Raw genomic sequence first — 24,115 nt, forward strand, 5'->3', positions numbered from 1 at the left:
CGGCCGTGCCCGGGGCGTGTAGGGACACCCCGACCCGACAGGGCGAGGTTGCCCGATGGTGTCGGCGGGGCAGGGCGGGCATCCTGACTTCGCCGGATCCGGGGCCGCAGGCAGCTCAACCCGGGGGCGCGTGAGCAGCGCCGCGCCGGCACCCAGTCCGAACGATTCAGCCAGGTCGCCGCCGTGTTCGCAGGATCTGCGACCGCCAGCCGTATCCTTCCGGCTATGCAGTACTCCCACGGCTTCCGCACCGCCCCGATCCCATCTGGCTGGGTCCAGACCGGTGAGCGCTGGGCGCTCTGGTACAACGGCCGCGAGACGGCCAGCGTCACGCCCGATGGCGGTCCTGGGGTCAGGCTATGGATGGAAGGCCAGAAGATGTGGCAGGTGAAGGAAGTGCGCGCCGCCAACGTCCGGCAGGCGAAGCGCTACGCCGAGCGCTGGTGTGCGGCCAGGCTCTATCCCGAGCTCCCGCTGCGTGAGGCCGTCGCCCGGCTGACCGACAGCACCCCGATTCAGCCGGAGCCGCCATTGCCCGGTCTGCCTCCGACCCGCGAGCAGCGGCAACAGGCCCGGCGTCTGGCCGAGGCCGGGGCAAGGGAAATCGAGCGTATCAAGGCAGCGCTCGAACCGCGTAAGCCGCCGGCAGAGACCAAGCCCCGAGCGAGGGACATTCGCACCAAGGCGTGGGTGAGGGCAGGGCTGCGGCAGATGCGGCGGGGCGTGTAGGCATCATCCAGCCCGCAGCTTCACCACGTTGCCATCGCGCAGGCCATCGAGGTAATCCGCCCAGACCTGCATCATCCGCACGCGCTCCTGCAGGTGCGATGTGCGGTTGTAGGCCCGGCCGTTGGGATCCTTGACCGCGTGCGCAAGCTGGTGCTCGATGATGTCCGGGCGGAAGTGCAGGACCTCGTCCAGAATGGTGCGAGCCGTCGCGCGGAAGCCGTGGCCGGTCATCATCGTTCGGTCGTAACCCATATTGCGCAGCGCCGCAGTAACGGCGTTCTCCGACATCGGGCGTTTGGCATCGCGGGCGCCAGAGAACACCCATTTGTGCCGGCCGGTGATCGGCTTGATGTCCTCCAGGATCTGCAGCGCCTGCCTGGACAGCGGCACCAGGTGCGCAGCACGCATCTTCATCTTGCTGGCAGGGATGGTCCACACGGCCGCGTCGAGGTCGAACTCCTCCCATTCCGCATGCCGCAGTTCGCCAGGACGCAGGAACACCAGCGGCGCCAGCCGCAGCGCCGCCCGGGTGATGGCAGATCCGCTGTATGCCTCGATGGAGCGCAGCAGGCCACCCAGCTGCACTGGGTCGGTAATCGCTGCGTGGTGGGCTTCCTTCGGCGGCGCGAGCGCTCCCTTCAGGTCGGCAACCGGGTTTCGCTCGGCGCGGCCGGTGGCCACGGCGTAGCGCATGATCTGGCCGCAGTTCTGCATGATCCGGTGCGCGGATTCGATCGCGCCGCGTTCCTCAATGCGCCGGGCCACCCGGAGGAAGTCCGGTGCGGTGAGGTCGGCCACAGAGCGTGACCCGATCCAAGGGAACACATCGTTCTTCATCCAGGCTTCGACCTTCTCCGCATAGCTGGGCACCCATGGGCGTGTGGCCAGCCACTCATTGGCGATGGTCTCGAAGCTGTCCGAGCCAAGGGCGGAGTGGGCGAGGGCAGCGGCCTTCTTCTGCGCGCCAGGGTCGACGCCTCGGGCCAGCAGTCGGCGGGCTTCGTCGCGGGCCTCGCGGGCGCGCGCCAAGGAGACATCCGGGTACAGGCCGATCGACAGCAGCTTCTCCTTGCCGGCGATGCGGTACTTCCAGCGCCAGCTGCGTGCGCCGGTCGGGGTGAGGTAGAGGTAAAGGCCGCCACCGTCGGTGATCTTCTGCGGCTTGTCGCTGGGCTTGGCGCGCCTGATGGCTGCGTCGGTCAGAGGCATTGGGGGTATCGCTTCAGTGGGGGCGGTCGGATACCCCTTGATATACCCCCACCGTCTCATGGATTGAAACGGATTGCCCCGGTCTGCTGCGGACAATAAAAAAGCCCGGAAACCCTTGTGATGCGGGGGTTTCCGGGCTTCTCCGGTCCTTTACGAACCGTTCGTTGGTGGAGGTGGGCGGAATTGAACCGCCGTCCGAAGGCACTCCATCCCCAGCACTACATGCTTAGCTCACCGTTGGATCTCGTCCCCGAACAGCACGGTGCGCAAAGCGCATCCGGGAACCAGCCTGTTGTGTTCTAGTGCCGGGCTGACAGGCAGCCGCCCAGCGCGATTCCATGATAGTGACTCTACACCGCGAGCATGGACACAAGCGGTTTCGAGGCTTAGGCCTTAAGCGGCCAGAGCGTAGTTGTCGTCGTTGGCAACTAGAGTTTTGCAGCTGGATTTACGAGGAAAGCTACCCCCTCGGCATGCGCCAGGCGACTTCACAACCCCCGTCGAAACCAATGCACCCCCGGTTTCTACAGTGCTGCAAGGTACAGGGCCAATGCCGTGTTGCCACGAGCGGGGCCTGCCCAACGCTGCCAATGCTACGCCAAAACAGCTGAACAGTCACCGTGGCAATCCACAACAAGTTGTAGAGCCTCCGTCATAGCGGATTGGTAACGTCATGGGCACGAATTTGCGACACACTGGCGACGACCATCCAAGCCAGGACAGACAGGGAGACTGTGGGTGACCGAGGCAAGCCAACAACGCAGCCTGCGACAGCTGGTTGGACCCGTCGGGGCCGACTACCAGCGGCGCGCGTTGCCGCCCGGCTGGGTCTGGGCGGTGCTGGCGGTGCTGCTGGCGGCCACCTGGCCGACCGAGCTGCCGGCGACGGCGGCAGCCGCGCTGGTCTCCAGTGCGGTGGTGGTGCACTGGCCGCAGCGTGGGCGCTTGCATTGGCTGGGCTGGCGGCTGCCGGCGCTGGCGGTGCTCGCCGCGCTGCTGTGGGGCCCGGATGTACTGTCACAGTGGTTCGAACATGGACTGGCCCTGACCTTGATGTCGCTGGCCAGCCTCAGCATTGGCGTGCATGTGTGGCAGTCGCGGCAAGTTGCGCGGCAGTTGCAGGCTTCCGCCGATGCGCTGGACGACGCCCAGTTGCTGGCCCTGCTGCCCGTCGACGCCGCGCGGCTGGCGCAGCAGTGGCGCGCCGGTGATGATCGCCACGCTCCGGAACTTTCGGTGGTGATGCACCTGGCGGTGATGCATGCGGCGCTGGCGCCGAGGATGCGCAGGCAGGGCGTTCTGGCCAGCTGAGCCGCATCGTGTTGTAGAGCCGAGCCTATGCTCGGCTGCTTCACGGCAGTCGAGCACAGCTCGGCTCTACGAACGCGGAAGCCGAGCACAGCTCGGCTCTACAGAAAGCCAAAGCAGCCGAGCATGGCTCGGCTCTACAGGGTGCTGCGCAGCCGCCTTACGCGTCGCGGTTGCCGCGACGCATCACGCGTTGTTTCTCGATCGCCCAGTCGCGGTCCTTGGCGGCATCGCGCTTGTCGTGGTTCTGCTTGCCCTTGGCCAGTGCGATCTCAAGCTTGATCTTGTTCTTGCTCCAGTACATCGCGGTAGGCACGATCGTGTAGCCGTCGCGCTCGACCTTGCCGATCAGCTTGTCGATCTCGTTCCGGTGCAGCAGCAGCTTGCGCTCGCGGCGGTCCTCGGCGACCACGTGGGTGGAGGCCTGGATCAACGGGGTGATCTGTGCACCGATCAGGTAGATCTCGCCGCGCTTCACATAGGCGTAGGCGTCGATGATGTTGCCACGGCCTGCGCGGATCGACTTGACCTCCCAGCCCTGCAGGGCGAGGCCGGCCTCGAAGCGCTCTTCGATGTGATACTCGTGGCGGGCACGCTTGTTCAACGCGATGGTTTTGTTGGCCGTCGCGCTCTTTGCTTTATCCTTGCCGCTGTTCTTGCTCATTTCCGTATTGTCTCCGATTCGGGCCCGCCCGGTCGATTGCCGAAACGTCCTGTATTCATGCCTACTATCCGCCGCAGCGCCCTGGTCGAACATTCGGCTGCGCGCATGTTCGACCTGGTCAACGATGTCCAGGCCTATCCGCGCCGTTTCCGCTGGTGTTCGGCCGCCCAGATCCTGGAGCAGGGCGAGGACCGCCTGGTGGCACGCCTGGACCTGGGCCTGGGTTCGTTCAGCACCTGGTTCCAGACCGAAAACACCCTGCAGCGCCCACACAGCATCGATATGCAGCTGCGCGATGGACCGTTCAAGCGGCTGCACGGCCGCTGGGAATTCCATGCGCTGGCCGAGGACGCCTGCAAGGTCACCCTCACCCTGGAGTTCGAGCCCAGCTCGCGCCTGCTCGGTCCGGCGCTGGCGATCGGCTTCCAGGGCCTGGCCGATCGGATGGTCAACGATTTCGTCCGCGTCGCCGACGAGGACTGAGCGGTGATCGAGGTCGAAGTGGTACTGGCTTGGCCGCAGCAGGTGCTGTCGCGCCGACTGAAACTGGAGGAGGGTGCCACCGTGGCCGACGCCATTGCCGCTGCGGCGCTGGAAGGCAGTGCCGATTGTCCGGCCGCTGCCGTGCACGGCGTCCTGGCGCGTCCGCAGCAGGTGCTGCTGGATGGCGACCGCGTCGAGCTGTTGCGCCCGCTGCTGGCCGATCCCAAGGACAACCGCCGGCGTCGCGCGCTCGGCGGTTGATCCCGGCAACCCGTCCCTGCGGACGGGGCTGGGCGCTTAACGGCCCTTCTTCTTCTTGTCCTTGGGCAGGTTGCGGCCGAACTGGCGCACGGTCTGCTGGGCCAGGGCCTTGTCGTTGCCCGGGAAGTAATCGCCCTCCCAGCGGGTCACGGTGTCATTCTCGAAGAACACCACGAAGTTCTTCACTTCGGTACGGCCCAGGCGGTTCACGCGCTGGCTGGACGTGTAGTCCCAGCGCTGGGCGTGGAACGGGTCGGGAATGGACGGGGTGCCCAGCAGCGCGGTGACCTGCTGCTTGCTCTGCCCGACCTGCAGCTTGGCCACGGCATCTTCCCGGATCAGGTTGCCCTGATAGATGGGTTGCTTGTAGATGATGCCGCACCCGGTGGTGGACAGGGCGACGGCGGCGACCAACAGGAGATTGCGCATCGGGACTGGCGGTTGGGGAAATCAAACCGATGATACACTCCCGGCGTGCCACCGCGACCCAATCCGAGGCAGCTGGCGCTAAATCGCCAATGAACGGAGACCTATGGAAACCCACGACCTGCGTAAAGTCGGCCTGAAGGTGACCCATCCGCGGATGCGGATCCTGGCGCTGCTCGAGCAGCGCAATGCCCAGCACCACCAGCATCACATGACCGCCGAGGACATCTACCGCCAGCTGCTCGAGCATGGCGACGAGATCGGCCTGGCGACCGTCTACCGGGTGCTGACCCAGTTCGAGGCTGCCGGCCTCGTGCTCAAGCACAATTTCGAGGGCGGCCAGGCCGTTTACGAACTGGACCGTGGTGGCCACCACGACCACATGGTCGACGTGGACAGCGGCAAGATCATCGAGTTCGAGAGCCATGAGATCGAGGAGCTGCAGCGCAAGATCGCGGCCGACCATGGCTACGAGCTGGAAGAGCACTCGCTGGTGCTGTACGTGCGCAAGAAGCGGAAGTAGGCCGTTCAGGCCCGCTGGATGCGACGAAACCCCGGGCCTGCCCGGGGTTTTTCGTTGCTTACGGTAGATTCCCGCCACGCCTGGATGATCCCATCAGGAGGTCCAGGTCCACCGCCTCGGCCATCGCCCGGTTCCCTGCATCACCCGGATGCAGGTGATCGCCGGAGTCGTAGGCGGCGGCCATCCGTAACGGCTCGGCCGGGTCGCGCAGCGCCGCGTCCAGGTCGATCACCGCGTCGAACGGGCTGTCCGTACGCAGCCAGGCATTGAGTTGCCGCCGCAGGGCGTCCTTGTCCGGGTGGTAGTAGTCGTCCAGCGGCGTGCCGGGCAGGGCACCAGCGAACGGTGGCAGGGTGGCGCCGATTATCCGCACACCACGCCTGCGGGCCTGTTCTGCCAGGGTGCGATAGCCCGCCTGCAGTTCGGCCAGCGTTGGCCTGGCCTGGCCCCGGGCGAACGCCGTGCCGGGCCAGCTGATGTCGTTGATGCCGATCAGCACGATGACGCTCGCCACGCCGGGTTGATCCAGTGCATCGCGCTGGAAACGGGCCAGGGCGGACTCACCCATGCCGTCGCTCAGCAGCCGATTGCCGGAAATGCCCGCATTGACCACCGCCACCCCGCGCGGGGCGAGGCGCGCGGCCAGATGGTCGGTCCAGCGCTGGTCCTGGTCGAGGCTGGCCGTGGCGCCATCGGTGATCGAGTCGCCGATCACCACCACGCTGCGCGCGCTGGCGTTGGCCTCGACCTCGATACCGGCCAGGAGCAGGCGCGCGGTGGTGCTGCTGGCAGCGCGCAGCGCCTGGGCCCGGCTCTGGTCGCCAGCGGCGATCCAGCTGGTCTGGCGACCGTCCCAATGGAACGTCTGGACCGCCGCCGGCCCCGGCACGAAGACACTGACCTGCAGCGCCTGCCGGTCATCCGTGGCAAGCGCCAGCGGATCGCTCAGCCGTTCCTGGCCGGGGCCGATCACCACGCTGGGCTGGCCGTCGAAGCTGAGCGGGTGAGGCGCGCCGCCCATGCGTGCGGAGATGCTGGCCGCTCCGATCCGCAACGGCTGGGTACCGTAGGCATTGCTCAGCCGCACCCGCAGCCGCGCCCCGCCCAGGCTGATGCGCGCGGTCTGGCGGAAAGTCTTGTCATGCAGCGCGGCCGGAACCAGGGTTGGGAAGAGGAAATCCGCGCCCCAGACCGGTTGCGGGCTGGCCTGCCAGCTGGCGACCCAGTGCGGGGCCGTGGCCGCGCTGGCAGCGCCGGACAGGGCAATCAATGCGGCGGCGGTGAACTGGCTCAAGCGGTTCATCGGGCAATCCCGGGAAGGAGGAATCGCCATGGTGATTCTCCGGCCATCTGTGAACTAGACTGCGCATGGATAATCATCTGTGAACTGGATTCATCGTCATGGCGCGACCCGACATCAACCGATCCGGCGAGCTGGAAGTGTTCGTGCGGGTCATCGAGACCGGCGGCTTCTCCGCCGCCGCGCGCACGCTCGACATGACGCCGTCTGCGGTGAGCAAGCTCGTGGCACGATTGGAGCAGCGGCTGGGCACGCGACTGCTGCTGCGATCCACCCGCCAGCTGCAGCTGACCCCGGAAGGCTGCGCGTTCTACGAGCGGGGCCTGCGGGTGCTGGCCGATCTGGAAGAAGCAGAGCGCTGCGCCAGTGCCCATGCCGAACCGCGTGGACGCCTGCGGGTCAACTCCAACGTGCCGTTCGGCCAGCATTTCCTGTTGCCGCTGCTGCCGGCGTTCCTGGCGCGCAACCCGCAGGTGGGGGTGGACCTGACCCTCAATGATGAAGTGATTGACCTTCTGGAGCAGCGCACCGACGTTGCGGTAAGGGCCGGTCCGCTGAAGAGCTCCAGCCTGGTGGCGCGACGGCTGGGCGCGACGCGGATGATGATCGTGGCCGCGCCGGCGTACCTGCAGCGGCACGGGATGCCGCGCAACGCCGACGAACTGCAGTCGCACAACCGGCTGGACATCGGCCACGCGCGTGCGATGCAGGGCTGGCCGCTGCTGCAGGAGGGGCGAGAGCGGATGGTGCTGCCCAGCGGCAACGCCCGTGCCAGCAACGGCGATGCACTGCGCCAGCTGGTGCTGGGTGGTCTGGGCATGGCCCGCCTGGCCGCGTTCCAGGTGCAGGACGACGTCGCCGCCGGGCGCCTGCTGCCGGTGCTGGAAGAGGCCAATCCGGGTGACCTGGAAGAAGTGCACGCCGTGTTCCTGGGGCAGGGCGGTTACCTGCCGCTGCGGGTGCGCGCGTTCCTCGATTTCCTGGTGGAACAGGTCGATCTGACGCAGCCACGGGGGTAGGGCCGGCCGCTGGCCGGCAACCTCACGATCTTCGCCCACCCGTGTTGGGTTGCCGGCCAGCGGCCGGCACTACCGCGCGGAAGCCGGGCCTATGCCCGGCTCGGGCGGCGTTACACCTGCAGCAGCTTGCGTGCGGCGGCGCGCGCTTCCTTGCTCACTTCCACGCCACCCAGCATGCGCGCCAGCTCTTCTTCGCGCGCCTTGCTGTCCAGCTTTTCCACGGCGCTCTGGGTCATGCCTTCCACCGGCGCCTTGCTGACCCGGTAATGGGCATGGCCCTTGGAGGCGACCTGCGGCAGATGGGTCACGCACAGCACCTGGCGCTTCTCGCCCAGTGCGCGCAGCTTCTGGCCGACGATGTCGGCCACCGCGCCGCCGATGCCTGAATCCACTTCGTCGAACACCATCGTCGGCACCGCGTCCAGATCCAGCGCGGCCACTTCAATGGCCAGCGAGATGCGTGACAGTTCACCGCCCGAGGCCACCTTGCGCAGGGCGCGCGGCGGCTGGCCGGCGTTGGCGGCGACCAGGAACTCCACGCGTTCGGCGCCCTGCGGATCGGGCTTGCCGGCGTCCTGGGGTTCCAGCTCGATCAGGAACTGGCCGCCGCCCATGCCCAGCTCGGCGATGATGCCGGTGGTGGTGGCCGACAGTTCGGCGGCGGCGCTGCGGCGGCTGGCGGTCAGCACTTCAGCCTGCACGCGCCAGGCGGCGGCGGCCTTGTCGATCTCGCCGGCCAGGCGCTGCAGGCGCTCGTCGGCGCCGCGCAGTTGCTCCACTTCGGCATGCATGCGCTCGCGTTGCGCGCCCAGCTCGTCCATCGGCACGCGGTGCTTGCGGGCCAGGTCGTGCAGGCGGCCGAGGCGGCGCTCGTTCTCCTCGAACTGTTCCGGGTCGGCATCCAGATCGTCATGCACGCGGTCAAGCAGCGACAGGGCTTCGTGCAGCTGGATCGAGGCATTCTCGATCAGGCCGTCCACCTCGCCCAGCCGTGGGTCGTGTTCGATCAGGCGCGACAGCTCGTGGCGCACCTGCTGCAACAGGTCCAGCGCGGAGCTGCCGTCGTCACCGTTGAGCTGGTTGCTGGCCGCCTGGCAGGCACTCAGCAGGGCGCTGGCGTGGGCCTGGCGACGGTGGCTGGCGCCGAGTGCCGCGATCGATTCCGGCTCAAGGTCTTCCCGGTCCAGTTCGCGCAGCTGGTGCTCGAGGAAGCCGATCCGGTCACTGACGTCGCCCTGTTGCGACAGCGCCAGCGATTCATCGACCAGTGCCTGCCAGGCCGCGGCGGCGCGCCGTACCTGGCGGCGTTCGTTCTCGTTGCCGGCATAGGCATCCAGCAGCGCCAGCTGCGACGGGCGCGTCAGCAGGGCCTGCTGTTCGTGCTGGCCGTGGATCTCCACCAGCAACGAGGCCAGGTCGCCCAGCTGGGCCAGGGTCACCGGGCGGCCGTTGATCCAGGCCCGGGAACCGCCGTCGGCGCGGATCACGCGGCGCAGCTGGCATTGGTCCTCGTCGTCCAGCTCGTTGTCGGCCAGCCACTGGCGCGCAGCCTGAAGCTGGTCCAGCACGAACTCTGCGGAAAGCTCGGCGCGGGCGGCGCCATGGCGGACCACGCCGCTGTCGGCGCGCAGGCCGGACAGGAAGCCCAGCGCGTCGACCATCAGCGACTTGCCGGCGCCGGTCTCGCCTGAAACCACGGTCATGCCTGGCCCGAACTCCAGTTCGGTAGCGCGGACGACGGCGAAATCCTTGATCGAAAGATGTCTGAGCATGGGTAAGGGGGTATCAGCAGCCGCGCAACGCTAGCACGCGGGCGCGCGAGGTCCAATGACTTGCCAAGGTGATGCGCCGCCATTATCTAGTGTCCGTGTCTCACAGGTTGATTCCATGCACGGTTCTCCCGACCAGCTTGCCCCGCGTGCGCGCCATCTGCTGCGCACGCTGATCGCGCGTTATATCCAGGACGGTGAGCCGGTGGGCTCGCAGACGCTGGCACGCGTGGCCGGGCTGGAGGTCAGCCCGGCCACCATCCGCAACATCCTCGGCGACCTGGAGGACCTGGGCCTGCTGGCCTCGCCGCATACCTCGGCCGGGCGGGTACCGACCGCGCACGGCTACCGGGTATTCGTCGACAGCCTGCTGCAGATGCAGCCGCCGGGCGAGGGCGAGCTGGCCCGGCTGCGCCAGGAGCTGGCCGGCGGTGGCAGCACCCAGGCCCTGCTCGGCAGCGCTTCGGAACTGTTGTCGGCGATGAGCCACTTCGTCGGCGTGGTCAGCGCCCCGCGGCGGGAGCAGTTCGCCTTCCGCCAGATCGATTTCGTGGCGCTGGACGGACGGCGGGTGCTGGCGATCCTGGTGTTCGCCGACAACGAGGTACAGAACCGGGTCATTGAGACCCGCCAGGAGTTTGCGCCGGGGCAGCTGGAGCAGGTCGCCAACTACCTCAATGCGCATTTCGCCGGCCTGCCGCTGGCCGAGATCCGCACCCGCCTGCTGCTGGAACTGCGCGATGCCCGGTCCGAACTGGAACAGCTGCTGGCGCACAGCATCGAACTGGCCGAACAGGCCCTGCAGCCGCCGGCCGACGACATGCTGGTGGCCGGCCAGACCCGGCTGATGGGGGTGCAGGACCTGTCTGACCTGGAGCGCCTGCGCGAACTGTTCGAGCTGTTCTCCAGCAAGCGCGAGATCCTGCAGCTGCTGGAGCGGACCATCCAGGCGCCGGGCGTGCGCATCTTCATCGGCGAGGAGACCGGGATGATGCCGCTGCAGGGCGTCTCGCTGGTCACCGCCCCGTACACCGCCAACGGCCAGGTGCTGGGCGTGCTGGGCGTGATCGGTCCCAAGCGGATGGCCTACGACCGCGTGATCCCGCTGGTCCAGGCCACGGCCGATGTGCTCGGCGCGGCCTTTTCACCGGCCTCGCGCACGCCGGGAACATCCGACGCTTGAAACGCAGCATCCCGCCCACACTAGGGTGGTTGGAGGCGGAGTTTGACCGCCAGGGACCCAGACATGAACCACGAACAGCCAGATATCGAATCCCAGCAGAGTGCCGCCGATGCGGCCGCCACCGCCGGCGTCAACGACGAAGTCGAGCGCCTGCGCGCCGAAATCGAACAGGTCAAGGCCGATGCCCTGCGTGAGCGCGCCGACCTGGAGAACCAGCGCAAGCGCGTTGCCCGTGACATCGAACAGGCCCGCAAGTTCGCCAACGAGAAGCTGCTGGGCGATCTGCTCCCCGTGTTCGACAGCCTGGACGCCGGCCTGAAGGCCGCCGGCGACGACCCGCACCCGCTGCGCGAAGGCCTGGAGCTGACCTACAAGCAGCTGCTCAAGGTCGCTGCCGACAACGGCCTGGTCCTGCTGGACCCGATCGGCCAGCCGTTCAACCCGGAACACCACCAGGCGATCAGCCAGGCGCCGACCCCGGGCGCCGCCCCGGGCAGCGTGGTGACCGTGTTCCAGAAGGGCTACCTGCTCAACGAGCGCCTGCTGCGGCCGGCGCTGGTGGTGGTGGCCGCCGAGTGATCCCGCAGGGCCGGGGCGGCGGACAGACCCGCCACCCGACCCGACGCTGAACGCGCCGGATGACCGGAAACACAGCGTTCGGAGGATGGCTTGAATGTTCCACGAGCCTCCCCCACATCGTATTCATCCACCGGCCGAACGGCCGGACTGACCCCAACAAGCATCCTCAGGAGTCTCCCCCATGGGCAAGATCATTGGTATCGACCTCGGCACCACCAACTCGTGCGTGGCGATCATGGACGGCGGCAAGGCCCGCGTCATCGAGAATTCGGAAGGCGATCGCACCACCCCGTCGATCGTCGCCTACACCAAGGACGGCGAAGTCCTGGTCGGTGCCTCGGCCAAGCGCCAGGCCGTGACCAACCCGAAGAACACCTTCTACGCGGTGAAGCGCCTGATCGGCCGCAAGTTCACCGATGGTGAGGTGCAGAAGGACATCGCCCACGTCCCGTACAGCATCCTGGCCCATGACAATGGCGACGCCTGGGTCGCCACCAGCGACGGCAAGAAGATGGCCCCGCAGGAAATCTCGGCCAAGGTGCTGGAGAAGATGAAGAAGACCGCCGAGGACTTCCTCGGTGAGAAGGTCACCGAAGCGGTCATCACCGTGCCGGCCTACTTCAACGACAGCCAGCGCCAGGCGACCAAGGACGCCGGTCGCATCGCCGGTCTGGACGTCAAGCGCATCATCAACGAGCCGACCGCGGCTGCGCTGGCCTACGGCCTGGACAAGGGCGACAACAAGGATCGCAAGATCGTGGTGTACGACCTGGGCGGCGGCACCTTCGACGTTTCGGTGATCGAGATCGCCAACGTCGACGGCGAGAAGCAGTTCGAAGTGCTGGCCACCAACGGCGACACCTTCCTGGGCGGCGAAGACTTCGACAACCGCGTCATCGAGTACCTGGTTGAAGAGTTCAACAAGGACCAGGGCATCGACCTGCGCAAGGATCCGCTGGCCCTGCAGCGCCTGAAGGACGCTGCCGAGCGCGCCAAGATCGAGCTGTCCAGCGCCCAGCAGACCGAAGTGAACCTGCCGTACGTCACCGCTGACGCGTCGGGTCCGAAGCACCTGAACATCAAGCTGACCCGCGCCAAGCTGGAAGCACTGGTGGACGACCTGATCAAGAAGTCGATCGAGCCGTGCCGCGTCGCCCTGAACGATGCCGGCCTGCGTTCGAGCGACATCAGCGAAGTGATCCTGGTCGGCGGCCAGACCCGCATGCCGAAGGTGCAGCAGGCCGTGACCGAGTTCTTCGGCAAGGAACCGCGCAAGGACGTCAACCCGGACGAAGCCGTGGCACTGGGTGCGGCGATCCAGGGCGGCGTGCTCGGCGGCGACGTCAAGGACGTGCTGCTGCTGGACGTGACCCCGCTGTCGCTGGGCATCGAGACCATGGGTGGCGTGTTCACCAAGATCATCGAGAAGAACACCACCATCCCGACCAAGGCCTCGCAGGTGTTCTCCACCGCCGAGGACAACCAGTCGGCCGTGACCGTGCACGTGCTGCAGGGTGAGCGCGAACAGGCCCGCTTCAACAAGTCGCTGGCCAAGTTCGACCTGTCCGGCATCGAGCCGGCCCCGCGCGGCCTGCCGCAGGTGGAAGTGTCCTTCGACATCGACGCCAACGGCATCCTGCATGTGTCGGCCAAGGACAAGAAGACCAACAAGGAACAGAAGGTCGAGATCAAGGCCGGTTCGGGCCTGTCCGAGGAGGAGATCGCGCGCATGGTCGCCGACGCGGAAGCCAACCGCGAAGAAGACAAGAAGTTCCAGGAACTGGTGCAGGCCCGCAACCAGGCCGACGCCCTGATCCACGGCACCCGTAGCGCGATCACCGAGCACGGCAGCAAGGTCGGCGGCGATGTCATCGGCAAGGTCGAGGCAGCGCTGGCTGACCTGGAAACCGCGATGAAGGGCGACGACAAGGCACAGATCGAAGCCAAGTCGAAGGCACTGGAAGAAGCTGGCCAGTCGCTGTTCGCCGCTGCTTCGGCCGACCAGGGCGGTGCCCCGGGTGCCGACGCCGGCAATGCCGGCAAGGCGCAGGACGACGTGGTCGACGCTGAGTTCACCGAAGTCAAGGACGACAAGAAGTCCTGATCCGGACCGACGCGGGACGCTGGCCACCAGCGTCCCGTTGTCGCATCAGGGTCCTGACCGCCCACCGGCGTGTCGGGGCGCCCGACGCAAGAGCGGACCTGGTTCCGCTCTTCCGCTTTGACGAATCCCGACGTTCCGGAACCCGATTCACGATATGAGCAAGCGCGATTACTACGAAGTGCTGGGCGTTGCCCGCACCGCCACCGACGAAGAGCTGAAGAAGGCTTACCGCCGCTGCGCGATGAAGTTCCACCCGGACCGCAACCCGGGTGATGCGGCGGCCGAGGCCTCCTTCAAGGAGTGCAAGGAAGCCTACGAAGTACTGTCCGACGGCAACAAGCGCCGCATGTACGACAGCCACGGCCACGCCGCGTTCGAGCACGGCATGGGCGGCGGTGGTCCGGGCGGCCCGGACATGAACGATATCTTCGGCGATATCTTCGGCAACATCTTTGGTGGCGGCGGTGGTCCGCGGCAGGCCCGTCGCGGCGCCGACATCGGCTACGTGATGGAGCTGGACCTGGAAGAAGCCGTGCGCGGCGTCGAGCGCCGCATCGAGATTCCGACCCTGGCCGAGTGCAGCGACTGCGATGGCAGTGGCTCCGAGGACGGCAAGGTCGAGACCTGCAACGTCTGCCACGGCCGTGGCCAGGTGCGCATCCAGCGCGGCATCTTCGCCATGCAGCAGGCCTGCCACAACTGCGGCGGCCGTGGCCAGATCATCGCCAAGCCCTGCAAGACCTGCCATGGCAACGGCCGCGTCGAGGAAGACAAGGTGCTGTCGGTGAAGGTGCCGGCCGGCGTCGATACCGGCGACCGCATCCGCCTGCAGGGCGAGGGCGAAGCCGGTCCGGCCGGTACGCCGCCGGGTGACCTGTACGTGGAAGTGCGCGTGCGCGAGCATGCGATCTTCCAGCGCGATGGCGACGACCTGCACTGCGAAGTGCCGATCCGCATCTCGCAGGCGGCACTGGGTGACACCGTGCGCGTGGCCACGCTCGGCGGCGAGGCGGAGATCCGCATCCCGGCCGAGACCCAGACCGGCAAGCTGTTCCGCCTGCGTGGCAAGGGCGTACGTTCGGTGCGCAGCCGCAGCGAGGGTGACCTGTACTGCCGTGTGGTGGTGGAGACCCCGGTCAACCTCACCAACGAGCAGCGCAAGCTGCTGGAGCAGTTCGAAGCCACCTTCGTCGGTGAGGAAGCGCGCAAGCATTCGCCGAAGTCGGCCACCTTCATCGATGGCGTGAAGGGCTTCTGGGACCGCATGACGTCCTGAGTTCTCAACGCAAGCATTGAACGGTAGCGCCGGGCCATGCCCGGCGTTTTCGTATGCGGTCAGCGGAAAAACGCCGCAGGTGTCTGCCCCAGCTGCCGCTTGAACATGCTGGTGAACGCGCTTGGGCTGTCGTAACCCATCGCCAGCGCGACATCGATGACCTTGTCGCCGACGGCCAGCCGTTCCAGTGCGGCCAGCAGCCGCGCCTGTTGTCGCCACTGCCCGAAGGTCATGCCCAGTTCGCTGGCGAAATGGCGCTGGATGGTTTTCACGTCCACCTGCAGGGCCTGCGCCCAATCCTGCAGCGTGGCGTCGTCGCCGGGATGCTTCTGGATGTGCTGGCAGATCCGCTGCAGGCGCGGGTCGGTGGGCGAGGGCAGGTGCAGCGGCAGCACGTCCATGCGGTGCAGCTCGTCCAGCAGCAGGCGCACCACGCGGCCGTCGCGGCTGTCGTCCACATGCGCGGTCTCGATCAGGCTGGCGGCCAGCAGCAGCTCGCGCAGCAGCGGCGCCACCTGTACCGCGAACGCTTCGTCCGGCAGCTGCGGCGCGAAGTCCGGCTCCACGTACAGGCTGCGCATGTGTACTTCGGCGATGCAGTCCACCGCATGGGCCATGCCGGCCGGGACCCAGATCGCGCGGGTTGAAGGCACTACCCAGCGGCCGCCGTCTGCACGCACCACCATCAGTCCGGACATGGCGAACACCAGCTGGTGACGCCGGTGCCGGTGGGGCGCGATGTGTGTCCCGGGCTTGTAATGGCGGGCGCGGCAGGTCACTGGGCGGTGCACCGGAACCTCGTTCCACGGCGCAGTCTCGCGGACCTGGCAGGGGATGTCCTTTTTGCGATATGCCATGACCCGAACGCGGCAGAAGGGAGGGGGAGGTCACCGTAGCATGCGTGGCTCGCCCCCAACCTGACTGTATCCATGTCGACCCTGGCTTCTCCCGCAACCACCTCACGCCCGGTGGCCCCCGGCGTGCTGGCCGCCATCTCCACCTCGCATGTCGTCAACGACATGATGCAGTCGCTGATCCTGGCCATCTATCCAGTGATCAAGGGCGGCTTCAACCTCAGCTTCACCCAGATCGGCCTGATCACGCTGACCTACCAGCTCACCGCCTCGATCTTCCAGCCGTTGATCGGCATGGCTACCGACCGCCGCCCGGCGCCGTACTCGCTGCCGATCGGCATGGCCTCGACCCTGTGCGGCATGCTGCTGCTGGGCTTCGCACCGAACTACGCGGTGGTGCTGATGGCGGCGGCGATGGTCGGCATTGGTTCGGCCATCTTCCATCCGGAAGCCTCGCGCATCGCGCGGCTGGCCTCGGGCGGTCGCCATGGTTTCGCGCAGTCGGTGTTCCAGGTCGGTGGCAACTTCGGTACCGCGCTGGGCCCGCTGATTGCAGCGGCGGTGATCGTGCCGTATGGCCAGCATGCCGCATCGTGGTTTGCCGGCGCCGCCCTGATCGGCATCGCGCTGCTGACCTATGTCGGCCGCTGGTACGCGCTGCACCTGGGCATCCCGCGCCCGGCCAGCACCGCCTCGACGGCGCCGCGCCATCCGCCGCGCACCGTGGCCAAGGTGCTGGCGATCCTGCTGGTGCTGATCTTCAGCAAGTACTTCTACATGGCCAGCATCGGCAGCTACTTCACCTTTTACCTGATCCACCATTTCGGCATTCCGGTGGCAAAGGCGCAGCTGCACCTGTTCGCATTCCTGGTGGCGTCCGCGGCCGGCGGCTTCCTCGGCGGCCCGCTGGGTGACCGCATCGGCCGCAAGCCGATCATCTGGACCTCGATCCTGGGCGTTGCGCCGTTCGCACTGATGCTGCCGCATGCCGATCTGTTCTGGACCACGGTGCTGGCGGTGCTGATCGGTTTCGTGCTGTCCTCGGCGTTCTCGGCCATCGTGGTCTATGCGCAGGAAATGATGCCGCACCGGATCGGCATGGTGTCCGGCCTGTTCTTCGGTTTCGCGTTCGGTATGGGCGGGCTGGGTGCCGCCGTGCTGGGCCTGCTGGCGGACAAGACCAGCATCGAGTACGTCTATCAGCTGACTGCGTTCCTGCCGCTGCTGGGCATCGTGGCGGCGTGGCTGCCGCCGTCGCGGCCTGCCGCTCAATGAGGGGGTTGGGTTGCAGGGCTTGCAGCCCTGCACCTGCCGAGGCAACGTCAACGTCAACAGCAGAAGCTGGCTATCCGTGGGTTGGCGGGGTGGGTCCGGTTGAGGGGGACGCTGCAAGTCCCCCTCCGGGGCCCGGCCCAGCCGCTGGCGGCTGTGCGTTCGGGCGCTTGCGAAGCGGTGCTTCGCAAGCAAAGCGCCCTCACCCATGTAAGCTCAGTCGCCGCTTGCTCGTGTGCGCAGTCCTGCGCACACGGCAAGACCGGGGTTGGGCGTCCTGCCCAACCCGCCCGAGGCATACCTCGGGCCCATGCGGCTCTCGCCCCCTCAACCGGGCCCACCCCGCCTTCGACAGTTTTCCGCGATCTGTCGGAACAGCTCGTGGGGTCAGATCCGTTTTCCTTCGGAAAACGGATCTGACCCCGATTTATTTCGGTATCCCACAGATGTGCCGACCAACGGTCGGCACCCACCAACAGTCGCGGGAATCTGTCAGAGGCGGGGCGGTGTGGGTGGGCAGGACCGTTGGCGCCATGGATGGCGCCATCGAGCCCCCATGGATGGGTTTACGGCGTGTCCTGACCACCCACACCGCCCCGCCATCCCACGGAATGCGGCTCTTGATCTTGCTTCGCCTTCGGCAGGTGCAGGGCTGCAAGCCCTGCCGAAAACCCCCTTGGGCGTAGAATGCGGCCATGAGCGAATCCCTTGATAACCACCTGGTCCACGGCCGCCGCCAGCGGCCCGACGGTCCGTCGCCGATCGATGTCATCTCGGTCCAGTCGCAACTCGTCTACGGTCATGCCGGCAACAGCGCGGCAATCCCACCGATGCGCGCGCTGGGCGTGCGTGTGGCAAGCATTCCGACGGTGCTGCTCAGCAACGCGCCGTTCTACGACACCACGCGTGGCCGCGTGCTGCCGGCCGACTGGTTCGCCGACCTGCTGCTCGGCAGCCACGAGCGCGGCCTGCCGCAACGCGCGAAGATGCTGGTGTCCGGCTACTTCGGCAGCACCGCCAACGGTGCCGCCTTCGCCGACTGGCTGGACGCGATCCTGCCGGGCTGCCCGCAACTGCGTTATTGCCTGGACCCGGTGATCGGTGACACCCACACCGGCCCGTACGTGGAACCGGGCCTGGAAGCGATCTTCGCCGAGCGCCTGCTGCCCCATGCCTGGCTGGTGACCCCGAACGCCTTTGAACTCAATCGCCTGACCGGCATGCCAGCGCTGGCCGAGGCCGATGCCATCGCCGCCGCGCGCACGCTGCTGGATCGCGGCCCGCATTGGGTGATCGCGCACAGCGTGGGCGGCACCCCGGGTGAACTGGTAACCCTGGCCGTTGGCCGCGAGGAAACCTGGCGCTGGACCTCGCCGTTGCTGCCAGTGGACGTGGCAGGCACCGGTGATGTGCTGATGTCGCTGGTGGTGTCGTTCCTGCTGCGCGGCGAATCGATGCAGCAAGCGATCTCGCGCGCGATTGCCGGCACCCATGCGGCGCTGGAGGCGACCCTCGACAACGGCTTCGAAGAGTTCGACGTGATTGCTGCAGCGCCGGCGGCGCTGGCTGAAGGAACGCGCTTCCGCGCCGAACGCGTGGCATGAGCGGCCTGGACCCACGCACGCCGCGCACGGTCGGCATCATCGGCAGTGCCGGCGCCTACGGGCGCTGGCTGACCCGCTTCTTCCAGCAGCACATGCAGCTGCAGGTGATCGGCCACGATCCGGCCGATCCGGACTCGCATACGCCGGAACAGCTGCTGGCGCAGGCTGACGTGCTGGTGTTCTCGGCACCGATCCGGCATACGCCGGCTCTGATTGCCGCGTACGTGCAGCAGTCGGCCGGTCGCGAGCAGGACCGGCTGTGGCTGGACGTGGCCTCGGTAAAAGAAGCGCCGGTGCAGGCGATGTTGGCCTCTCAAGCCGAAGTGGTCGGCCTGCACCCGATGACCGCGCCGCCCAAGGCGCCGACCCTGAAGGGCCGGGTGATGGTGGTCTGCGAAGTGCGGCTGCGGCACTGGCAACCGTGGGTTGATACGCTGTGCACGGCGTTGCAGGCTGAGTGCGTGCGCGCCACGCCGCAGCACCACGACCAGATGATGGCGCTGGTACAGGCGATGGTGCATGCCACTCACCTGGCCCAGGCCGGCGTGCTGCGCCAGTACCAGCCGCAGCTGGGCGATCTGGCCGCGATGATGCCGTACCGGTCGGCATCGTTCGAGCTGGATACGGCGATCATCTCGCGCATCCTGTCGCTCAACCCGGCGATCTACGAAGACATCCAGTTCGGCAACCCATACGTAGCGCCGATGCTGGAGCGGCTGGTCGGCCAGCTGCAGTCCCTGCAGGCGCAGGTCGGTCAGGGTGACGACGGTGCACGTGCTGCATTCCGGGAGCAGCTGCTGTCGGCCAATCGCACTGCCTTCGGCGAGCAGGCGCTGGCGGACGGCAACTACACATTCGAACGCGTGGGCTATCTGCTGGCTGACCTGACCGAGCGCAATGCGTTGTCAGTGCACCTGCCGGAAGACCGGCCGGGGTCGTTGCGTGAACTGCTGAACGTGTTCGAGCAGCACCGCATCAGCCTGGCGTCGATCCATTCTTCGCGAACGCCTGGCGGCGAAGTGCATTTCCGTATCGGATTCGTGGCCGGCAGCGATCCGGCGGCGATCACCCGGGCGGCGGCCGAGGTGGACGCCAGCGGCATCGGACGGGTGCTGGGCTGAATTCATCCACAGGCGATGTGGATGGTTTCTGAGCAAAGGTGTGGATAACCGCGCGCAGCCCTTGGCAGCCAAGGCTGTCAAGATGCTTGGTGAAAAATTGACCATGCTTTTTTGTAGCGTCGAGCCATGCTCGACCGCCTTTGGCAAAAAGCATGTCGACCAAGGTCGACACCCACCAGAGCGGGGCGGAATGAAATCCGATAGCGCCGGCCCATGCCCGGCGAACCTCAGATCGTCAACCTCAACTCGCCGCCACTGGTGGTGAACTCGCGGCCATCGCGCACCAGCGGCCGCCCATCATCCAGCTCGTAGCGCGGCGTGGCTTCGGAATGGTGCCCGCTGCCATTCGCCTCGGGCTTGAACTCGATGATGATGTGACTTTCGCCGTTGCTGTCGACGGCGGGGAACTGACGGAACGACACCGTGCACCTCCTTCAGCGGATGCTGCAGTTGCGCGGCCAGCTTGGCCGCGCCGATGTTAGCCGGACGTCATCAATCGATGAACTGCAGGCGTGCCAGTTCAGCGTACAGTCCGTCTTCGGCCAGCAGCTGTGCGTGCGTGCCCTCGGCGACGATGCGGCCCTGGTCCATCACCACGATGCGGTCGGCCTTGAGCACGGTGGCCAGGCGGTGGGCGATGACCAGCGTGGTGCGACCCGCCATCAACCGTTCCAATGCCTGCTGCACGCTGTGTTCGCTCTGTGCATCCAGCGCGCTGGTGGCTTCATCCAGCAGCAGGATCGGCGCATCCTTCAGCAGCGCACGGGCAATCGCCACACGCTGCTGCTGCCCACCGGACAGGCGGGCACCGCGCTCACCCAGCTCGCTGTCATAGCCCTGCGGCAACGCGCGCAGGAAACCGTCGGCCTCGGCCGCTCGTGCGGCATCCTCGACCTCGGCGTCGCTGGCCTGCAGGCGGCCATAGCGGATGTTGTCGCGGGCACTGGCAGCGAACAGCGTAGGCTGCTGTGGCACCAGCGCCAGCTGCGCACGCAGCTCGGCCGGGTCGACCTGGCGCACGTCGATGCCGTCCACGTCGATGCGGCCGCCGGCCGGGTCATGGAAGCGCAGCAGCATCGAAAGCACCGTGCTCTTGCCCGCCCCTGACGGACCCACCAGCGCTACGGTCTCGCCGGGGCGCACATGCAGGTTGAAGTGGTCCAGTGCGGCCTGGTCCGGTCGCTGCGGGTAGTGGAACACCACGTCGTTGAACTGGATTTCGCCACGCAGCGGCTGCGGCAGTGCGTGCGGCTGTGCCGGTGCGCGGATCTCGATGTCTTCCTGCAGCAGTTCGCCGATGCGGCCCATGCCGCCGGCCGCGCGCTGCAGCTCGTTCCATACTTCGGCCAGGGCGCCCACCGAGCCGCCGCCGATCAAGGCATACAGCACGAACTGACCCAGCGTGCCGGCGCTGAGGCGGCCGTCGATGACGTCGTGCGCGCCCAGCCACAGCACACCGACGATGGCGCCGAACACCAGCAGGATGGCGCTGGCGGTGACCAGCGACTGTGCACCGATGCGGCGGCGGGCGGCGCCGATGGCGTCACCGAGCGCCTTGTCGAAGCGACCGCGTTCGTATGGTTCGCGTGCATGTGCCTGCACCGTGCGCACCGCGCCCAGCGTCTCGCTGGCCAGGCTGTTGGCATCGGCGATGCGGTCCTGGCTGTTGCGCGCGACCGTGCGCAGCTTGCGCGCACCGATGATGATCGGCAGCACCGCCAGTGGAATGCCGAGCAGCGACCATGCGGCCAGCCGCGGGCTGGTGACGAACAGCATCGCCAGGCTGCCGATGACAGTGACCGTGCTGCGCAATGCTACGGACATGGTCGAGCCGACCACGCTGCGCAGCAGTTCGGTGTCCGCGGTCAGGCGCGAGACCAGTTCGCCGCTGCGGCTGCGGTCGTGGAAGCCGGCGCCCAGCTGGATCAGGTGGGCATACAGCTGGCTGCGCAGGTCGGCCACGACTTTTTCGCCGAGCAGCGACACGAAGTAGAAACGCGCGGCCGTGCCCAACGCCATCACGACCGCCACCAGCATCAGCAGGGCGAAGGCGCGGTTGATCTGGCCGCCACTGCTGAAACCATGATCGATCATCTGCTTCACCGCCGGCGGCAGGCTCAGCGTGGCGGCCGAAGACACCGCCAGGGCCAGCAGCCAGGCGGTGAACAGCCCGCTATGGCGGCGCACGAATGGCCACAGCGTGCGCAGGCTGCCGAGGCGCCGCAGCGGCGGGGTCGAAGCGGGGGCGTCGTCCTTGTCAGTCATCCTGGTCGTCGTCTTCTATGCGGATACGGTCACGGGTGGCGTCGCGCAGGCGGATTTTCAATGCGTCGACCTGATCGGCAGGCAATTCGATCCGCAGGCACACGCCATTGGCATCGAACTGTTCATCGCGCTTTTCCGCGCTGAAGGCGGGCAGGGTGGCGTGCAGGGTGCCGAGGTCCTCAAAGCCAGCCAGCAGCTGCAACCGGGCCAGCGCCACCAGCGGCAGGCGCGGGGCGGTGCGCAGGCACTCGGCGGCGGCGCCACCGTAGGCGCGTACCAGGCCACCGGCGCCGAGTTTGATGCCGCCGAACCAGCGCGTCACCACCACCATCACCCGGTCGAAGCCCTGCCCGTCGATCGCCGCAAGGATCGGACGTCCAGCCGTGCCGGCCGGCTCGCCATCGTCGCTGGAACGATAGTCCTGGCCGTGCCGGTAGGCCCAGCAGTTGTGGGTGGCATCGGTCACCGCGACCTGCTGCAGGAACGCCATGGCCGCTGCGGCGCCTTCGATCGGCGCGGCATGGGCGATGAAACGGCTGTGTTTGACTTCCAGCGTGTGGCTGACCGGCTGGGCGAGAGTATCGAGCATTCCCGCCATTCTACGGGGTTGCCGGGTATTCCCGTCCGCTTCAGTCGTCCAGCAGTGGGCGCAGGTCGCGTGGCAGGCGCGCTTCCGGGTACTGCTGCATGTAACGCTCCAGGCTGGCACGGGCCAGATCGCGCTGGCCGTCGTCGCGTCGTGTACGGATTTTCTGCAGCCACTGCCGGCGCGGCAGTCGTGCGTCGGCGTCCACTTCGGCCTGCACGGCATCCGCGCTCAGGCGCGCATCGCTGCCGCGGCGCATGATGCCCGGTGCGGAACGGCTGGGAGCCTCACGCTTCATCGAGGTGATCTCCACCCGATCCAGCGCCTGCGCCCGCTCGACCTCGGCTGCATTGGCGGCCGGTGCGCTGGCCGCGCGTGCTTTCAGTGCCCCGGACGCTGCCGGCGCGAGGGCCGGTGCCGGTGTGGGTGCCGAGTAGGCGGCGGGTGCCGGTGGCGCAGGTGGCGCAGGCGGCGCCGCTGCCGGTGCGGGCGGGAGGGCCGCAAAGGAGACATCGGCGGCCGCATCCGCAGCCATCGATCGTGCTGCCTGGGCCGACGCTTCATCGGGTTCGGCCGGAACGGGCTTGGACGCCCGCGCTATGGCCGGTGCCGGGGCGGCGGCAACGGGGGCCGCCTCGGGTGCTGCGGGCGCAGTAGCGGGATCCGCTGCCACCACCGCGCTGTCGGCTGCGTGGTTGCCAGCGGCCTGATCGGCAGCCGCGCTGTCTTCTGCCGCAGCCGGTGCCGCAGCCACGGCCGCCTCACCGGCCGGAATCGGCGGCGGTTCCGGACGCAGCTGCCAGGCGATGCCGATGGCGAACACCATCGAGGCGGCGATGCCGAACACGGCCGGCCAACGCGGGCGTGTGCGCTGCGTGCGCGGCGCCTCCGGAGAGGCCACTGCATCGGCAGGCGGAGCATCCACGGCGGCACGGGCCGCGGCCAGAATGGCGGTGTCCAGTGCAGCCGGCGGTGCCTGTTCGGCGCGACGGCCGAGCAGCCGGGACAGCTCGCGTTCTTCCGGCGTCAGTGGTTCGTCTCGGTTCATGCGTTCAATCCCGCACGCAGCTTGTCCATCGCATAGCGCAGCCGCGATTTCACGGTTTCCCGGCCTACGCCGGTGATCTGGCCGATCTCCTCCAGGCTCAGTTCCTGATCCAGCCGCAGCTGCAGCACTTCGCGCTGCTCCGGCGGCAGTTGTTCCATCGCCAGCTGGATGCGGCGACGTTGCTCGAATTCGGATAGCTCGCCCTCCGGGGTCTGCCCATCCTCGATCGCGGCCAGGCGCAGATCGGCGTCGGCCGGCGCGGCGGGGCGATGACGGGCGGCACGCCAATGGTCATTCAGGCGGTTGTGGGCGATGCGGAACAGCCAGGTGCTGAACGCGGCCTCGGGCTGCCAGCCGGCGCGGGCGCTGATCACCCGCTGCCAGACGTCCTGGAAGATCTCCTCGGCCAGCGCGTTGTCGCGCAGTTGCCGCAGCAGGAAGCCGAACAGGCGCTTGCGGTGGCGCGCATACAGGCTTTCGAAGGCGCGCAGGTCGCCACCGGCCCAGGCCAGCATCAAGGCTTCATCGGTTG

At 67.5% G+C, this 24,115-nt stretch carries 24 protein-coding genes and 1 other RNA gene; 13 read left to right on the top strand and 12 right to left on the bottom strand.

The genetic code is table 11. The features are described from left to right. Positions 1-225: 225 nt before the first annotated feature. Positions 226-729 (top strand): hypothetical protein, encoded by a 504-nt coding sequence (locus AC5P8C_RS12300; protein ID WP_495218846.1) that lies wholly within the window; start codon positions 226-228, stop codon positions 727-729. Between the two features lie 3 nt (positions 730-732). Here the strand turns inward: AC5P8C_RS12300 and AC5P8C_RS12305 are convergent, their stop codons facing one another. Next, positions 733-1,998, bottom strand: a complete 1,266-nt coding sequence (locus tag AC5P8C_RS12305) for a tyrosine-type recombinase/integrase (protein ID WP_495218925.1) — start codon at positions 1,996-1,998, stop codon at positions 733-735. A 105-nt stretch (positions 1,999-2,103) separates the two neighbouring features. Then, positions 2,104-2,457, bottom strand: a transfer-messenger RNA (tmRNA) gene (ssrA, locus tag AC5P8C_RS12310). Positions 2,458-2,676: 219 nt separating this feature from the next. Here ssrA and AC5P8C_RS12315 point away from each other — a divergent pair. Beyond that, positions 2,677-3,249: a hypothetical protein gene (locus tag AC5P8C_RS12315; protein WP_019661237.1), complete on the top strand. Its 573-nt coding sequence runs from the start codon at positions 2,677-2,679 to the stop codon at positions 3,247-3,249. Between the two features lie 157 nt (positions 3,250-3,406). Here the strand turns inward: AC5P8C_RS12315 and smpB are convergent, their stop codons facing one another. Then, complete coding sequence (smpB, locus tag AC5P8C_RS12320; RefSeq protein ID WP_019661238.1) at positions 3,407-3,910, bottom strand: SsrA-binding protein SmpB; 504 nt, start codon at positions 3,908-3,910, stop codon at positions 3,407-3,409. A gap of 57 nt (positions 3,911-3,967) precedes the next feature. Here smpB and AC5P8C_RS12325 point away from each other — a divergent pair, with 57 nt between their 5' ends. Together AC5P8C_RS12325 and AC5P8C_RS12330 are read left to right on the top strand one after the other, a co-directional pair. Continuing rightward, positions 3,968-4,393 (top strand): type II toxin-antitoxin system RatA family toxin, encoded by a 426-nt coding sequence (locus AC5P8C_RS12325; protein ID WP_019661239.1) that lies wholly within the window; start codon positions 3,968-3,970, stop codon positions 4,391-4,393. A gap of 3 nt (positions 4,394-4,396) precedes the next feature. Next, positions 4,397-4,654, top strand: a complete 258-nt coding sequence (locus AC5P8C_RS12330) for an RnfH family protein (protein ID WP_019661240.1) — start codon at positions 4,397-4,399, stop codon at positions 4,652-4,654. A gap of 36 nt (positions 4,655-4,690) precedes the next feature. Here AC5P8C_RS12330 and AC5P8C_RS12335 read toward each other — a convergent pair whose 3' ends face one another. Beyond that, the gene (locus tag AC5P8C_RS12335; protein WP_005409234.1) at positions 4,691-5,083 is read right to left on the bottom strand and encodes an outer membrane protein assembly factor BamE; all 393 of its coding nucleotides are present in this window, start codon (positions 5,081-5,083) and stop codon (positions 4,691-4,693) included. 103 nt (positions 5,084-5,186) lie between these two features. On the opposite strand from AC5P8C_RS12335, the gene fur reads away from it, so the two are divergent. Continuing rightward, positions 5,187-5,603 (top strand): ferric iron uptake transcriptional regulator, encoded by a 417-nt coding sequence (gene fur / locus AC5P8C_RS12340; protein ID WP_014646807.1) that lies wholly within the window; start codon positions 5,187-5,189, stop codon positions 5,601-5,603. Between the two features lie 58 nt (positions 5,604-5,661). Here fur and AC5P8C_RS12345 read toward each other — a convergent pair whose 3' ends face one another. Next, the gene (locus AC5P8C_RS12345) at positions 5,662-6,906 is read right to left on the bottom strand and encodes an SGNH/GDSL hydrolase family protein (protein WP_111099306.1); all 1,245 of its coding nucleotides are present in this window, start codon (positions 6,904-6,906) and stop codon (positions 5,662-5,664) included. Positions 6,907-7,004: 98 nt separating this feature from the next. On the opposite strand from AC5P8C_RS12345, the gene AC5P8C_RS12350 reads away from it, so the two are divergent. Then, a complete protein-coding gene (locus AC5P8C_RS12350) occupies positions 7,005-7,922 on the top strand; it encodes a LysR family transcriptional regulator (protein ID WP_495218847.1) in 918 nt (305 codons plus the stop codon). 110 nt (positions 7,923-8,032) lie between these two features. Here the strand turns inward: AC5P8C_RS12350 and recN are convergent, their stop codons facing one another. Further along, the gene (gene recN, locus AC5P8C_RS12355) at positions 8,033-9,694 is read right to left on the bottom strand and encodes a DNA repair protein RecN (RefSeq protein WP_019661242.1); all 1,662 of its coding nucleotides are present in this window, start codon (positions 9,692-9,694) and stop codon (positions 8,033-8,035) included. Between the two features lie 115 nt (positions 9,695-9,809). On the opposite strand from recN, the gene hrcA reads away from it, so the two are divergent. From hrcA to dnaJ, 4 genes are all read left to right on the top strand, one after another. Next, a complete protein-coding gene (hrcA, locus tag AC5P8C_RS12360) occupies positions 9,810-10,874 on the top strand; it encodes a heat-inducible transcriptional repressor HrcA (RefSeq protein WP_019661243.1) in 1,065 nt (354 codons plus the stop codon). A 63-nt stretch (positions 10,875-10,937) separates the two neighbouring features. Beyond that, entirely contained in the window at positions 10,938-11,453 is a 516-nt protein-coding gene (gene grpE / locus AC5P8C_RS12365) for a nucleotide exchange factor GrpE (RefSeq protein ID WP_019661244.1), read from the top strand. Between the two features lie 181 nt (positions 11,454-11,634). After that, entirely contained in the window at positions 11,635-13,557 is a 1,923-nt protein-coding gene (gene dnaK / locus AC5P8C_RS12370; RefSeq protein WP_005416183.1) for a molecular chaperone DnaK, read from the top strand. A gap of 154 nt (positions 13,558-13,711) precedes the next feature. Then, positions 13,712-14,833, top strand: coding sequence for a molecular chaperone DnaJ (gene dnaJ, locus AC5P8C_RS12375; RefSeq protein ID WP_495218848.1), 1,122 nt, complete (start codon positions 13,712-13,714; stop codon positions 14,831-14,833). A 59-nt stretch (positions 14,834-14,892) separates the two neighbouring features. Here the strand turns inward: dnaJ and AC5P8C_RS12380 are convergent, their stop codons facing one another. Beyond that, positions 14,893-15,690 (bottom strand): AraC family transcriptional regulator, encoded by a 798-nt coding sequence (locus tag AC5P8C_RS12380; protein WP_019661247.1) that lies wholly within the window; start codon positions 15,688-15,690, stop codon positions 14,893-14,895. 72 nt (positions 15,691-15,762) lie between these two features. On the opposite strand from AC5P8C_RS12380, the gene AC5P8C_RS12385 reads away from it, so the two are divergent. The 3 genes from AC5P8C_RS12385 to AC5P8C_RS12395 all read left to right on the top strand — a co-directional run bounded on the left by AC5P8C_RS12385 (position 15,763) and on the right by AC5P8C_RS12395 (position 19,684). After that, positions 15,763-16,962, top strand: coding sequence for an MFS transporter (locus AC5P8C_RS12385; RefSeq protein ID WP_495218849.1), 1,200 nt, complete (start codon positions 15,763-15,765; stop codon positions 16,960-16,962). A gap of 692 nt (positions 16,963-17,654) precedes the next feature. After that, the gene (gene pdxY / locus AC5P8C_RS12390; protein WP_019661249.1) at positions 17,655-18,563 is read left to right on the top strand and encodes a pyridoxal kinase; all 909 of its coding nucleotides are present in this window, start codon (positions 17,655-17,657) and stop codon (positions 18,561-18,563) included. Further along, complete coding sequence (locus AC5P8C_RS12395) at positions 18,560-19,684, top strand: prephenate dehydrogenase (protein WP_495218850.1); 1,125 nt, start codon at positions 18,560-18,562, stop codon at positions 19,682-19,684. The genes pdxY and AC5P8C_RS12395 overlap by 4 nt, the downstream gene beginning before the upstream one ends. Before the next feature lie 227 nt (positions 19,685-19,911). On the opposite strand, the gene AC5P8C_RS12400 is transcribed toward AC5P8C_RS12395, so the two are convergent. The 5 genes from AC5P8C_RS12400 to AC5P8C_RS12420 all read right to left on the bottom strand — a co-directional run bounded on the left by AC5P8C_RS12400 (position 19,912) and on the right by AC5P8C_RS12420 (position 24,098). Next, positions 19,912-20,106, bottom strand: coding sequence for a hypothetical protein (locus AC5P8C_RS12400; RefSeq protein WP_005409247.1), 195 nt, complete (start codon positions 20,104-20,106; stop codon positions 19,912-19,914). Positions 20,107-20,176: 70 nt separating this feature from the next. Beyond that, positions 20,177-21,949: an ABC transporter transmembrane domain-containing protein gene (locus AC5P8C_RS12405; RefSeq protein ID WP_100448359.1), complete on the bottom strand. Its 1,773-nt coding sequence runs from the start codon at positions 21,947-21,949 to the stop codon at positions 20,177-20,179. After that, positions 21,942-22,538 carry an IMPACT family protein gene (locus tag AC5P8C_RS12410; protein WP_100448361.1) on the bottom strand — a complete coding sequence of 199 codons (597 nt, stop codon included), beginning with the start codon at positions 22,536-22,538 and terminating at the stop codon, positions 21,942-21,944. The genes AC5P8C_RS12405 and AC5P8C_RS12410 overlap by 8 nt, the downstream gene beginning before the upstream one ends. A 40-nt stretch (positions 22,539-22,578) precedes the next feature. After that, positions 22,579-23,583, bottom strand: coding sequence for a hypothetical protein (locus AC5P8C_RS12415; RefSeq protein ID WP_495218851.1), 1,005 nt, complete (start codon positions 23,581-23,583; stop codon positions 22,579-22,581). After that, a complete protein-coding gene (locus tag AC5P8C_RS12420; protein ID WP_229301621.1) occupies positions 23,580-24,098 on the bottom strand; it encodes an RNA polymerase sigma factor in 519 nt (172 codons plus the stop codon). Before AC5P8C_RS12420 ends, AC5P8C_RS12415 begins: the two co-directional genes overlap by 4 nt. Positions 24,099-24,115 lie beyond the last annotated feature (17 nt).

It is taken from the genome of Stenotrophomonas sp. YJH_SMC_46 (assembly GCF_059370315.1).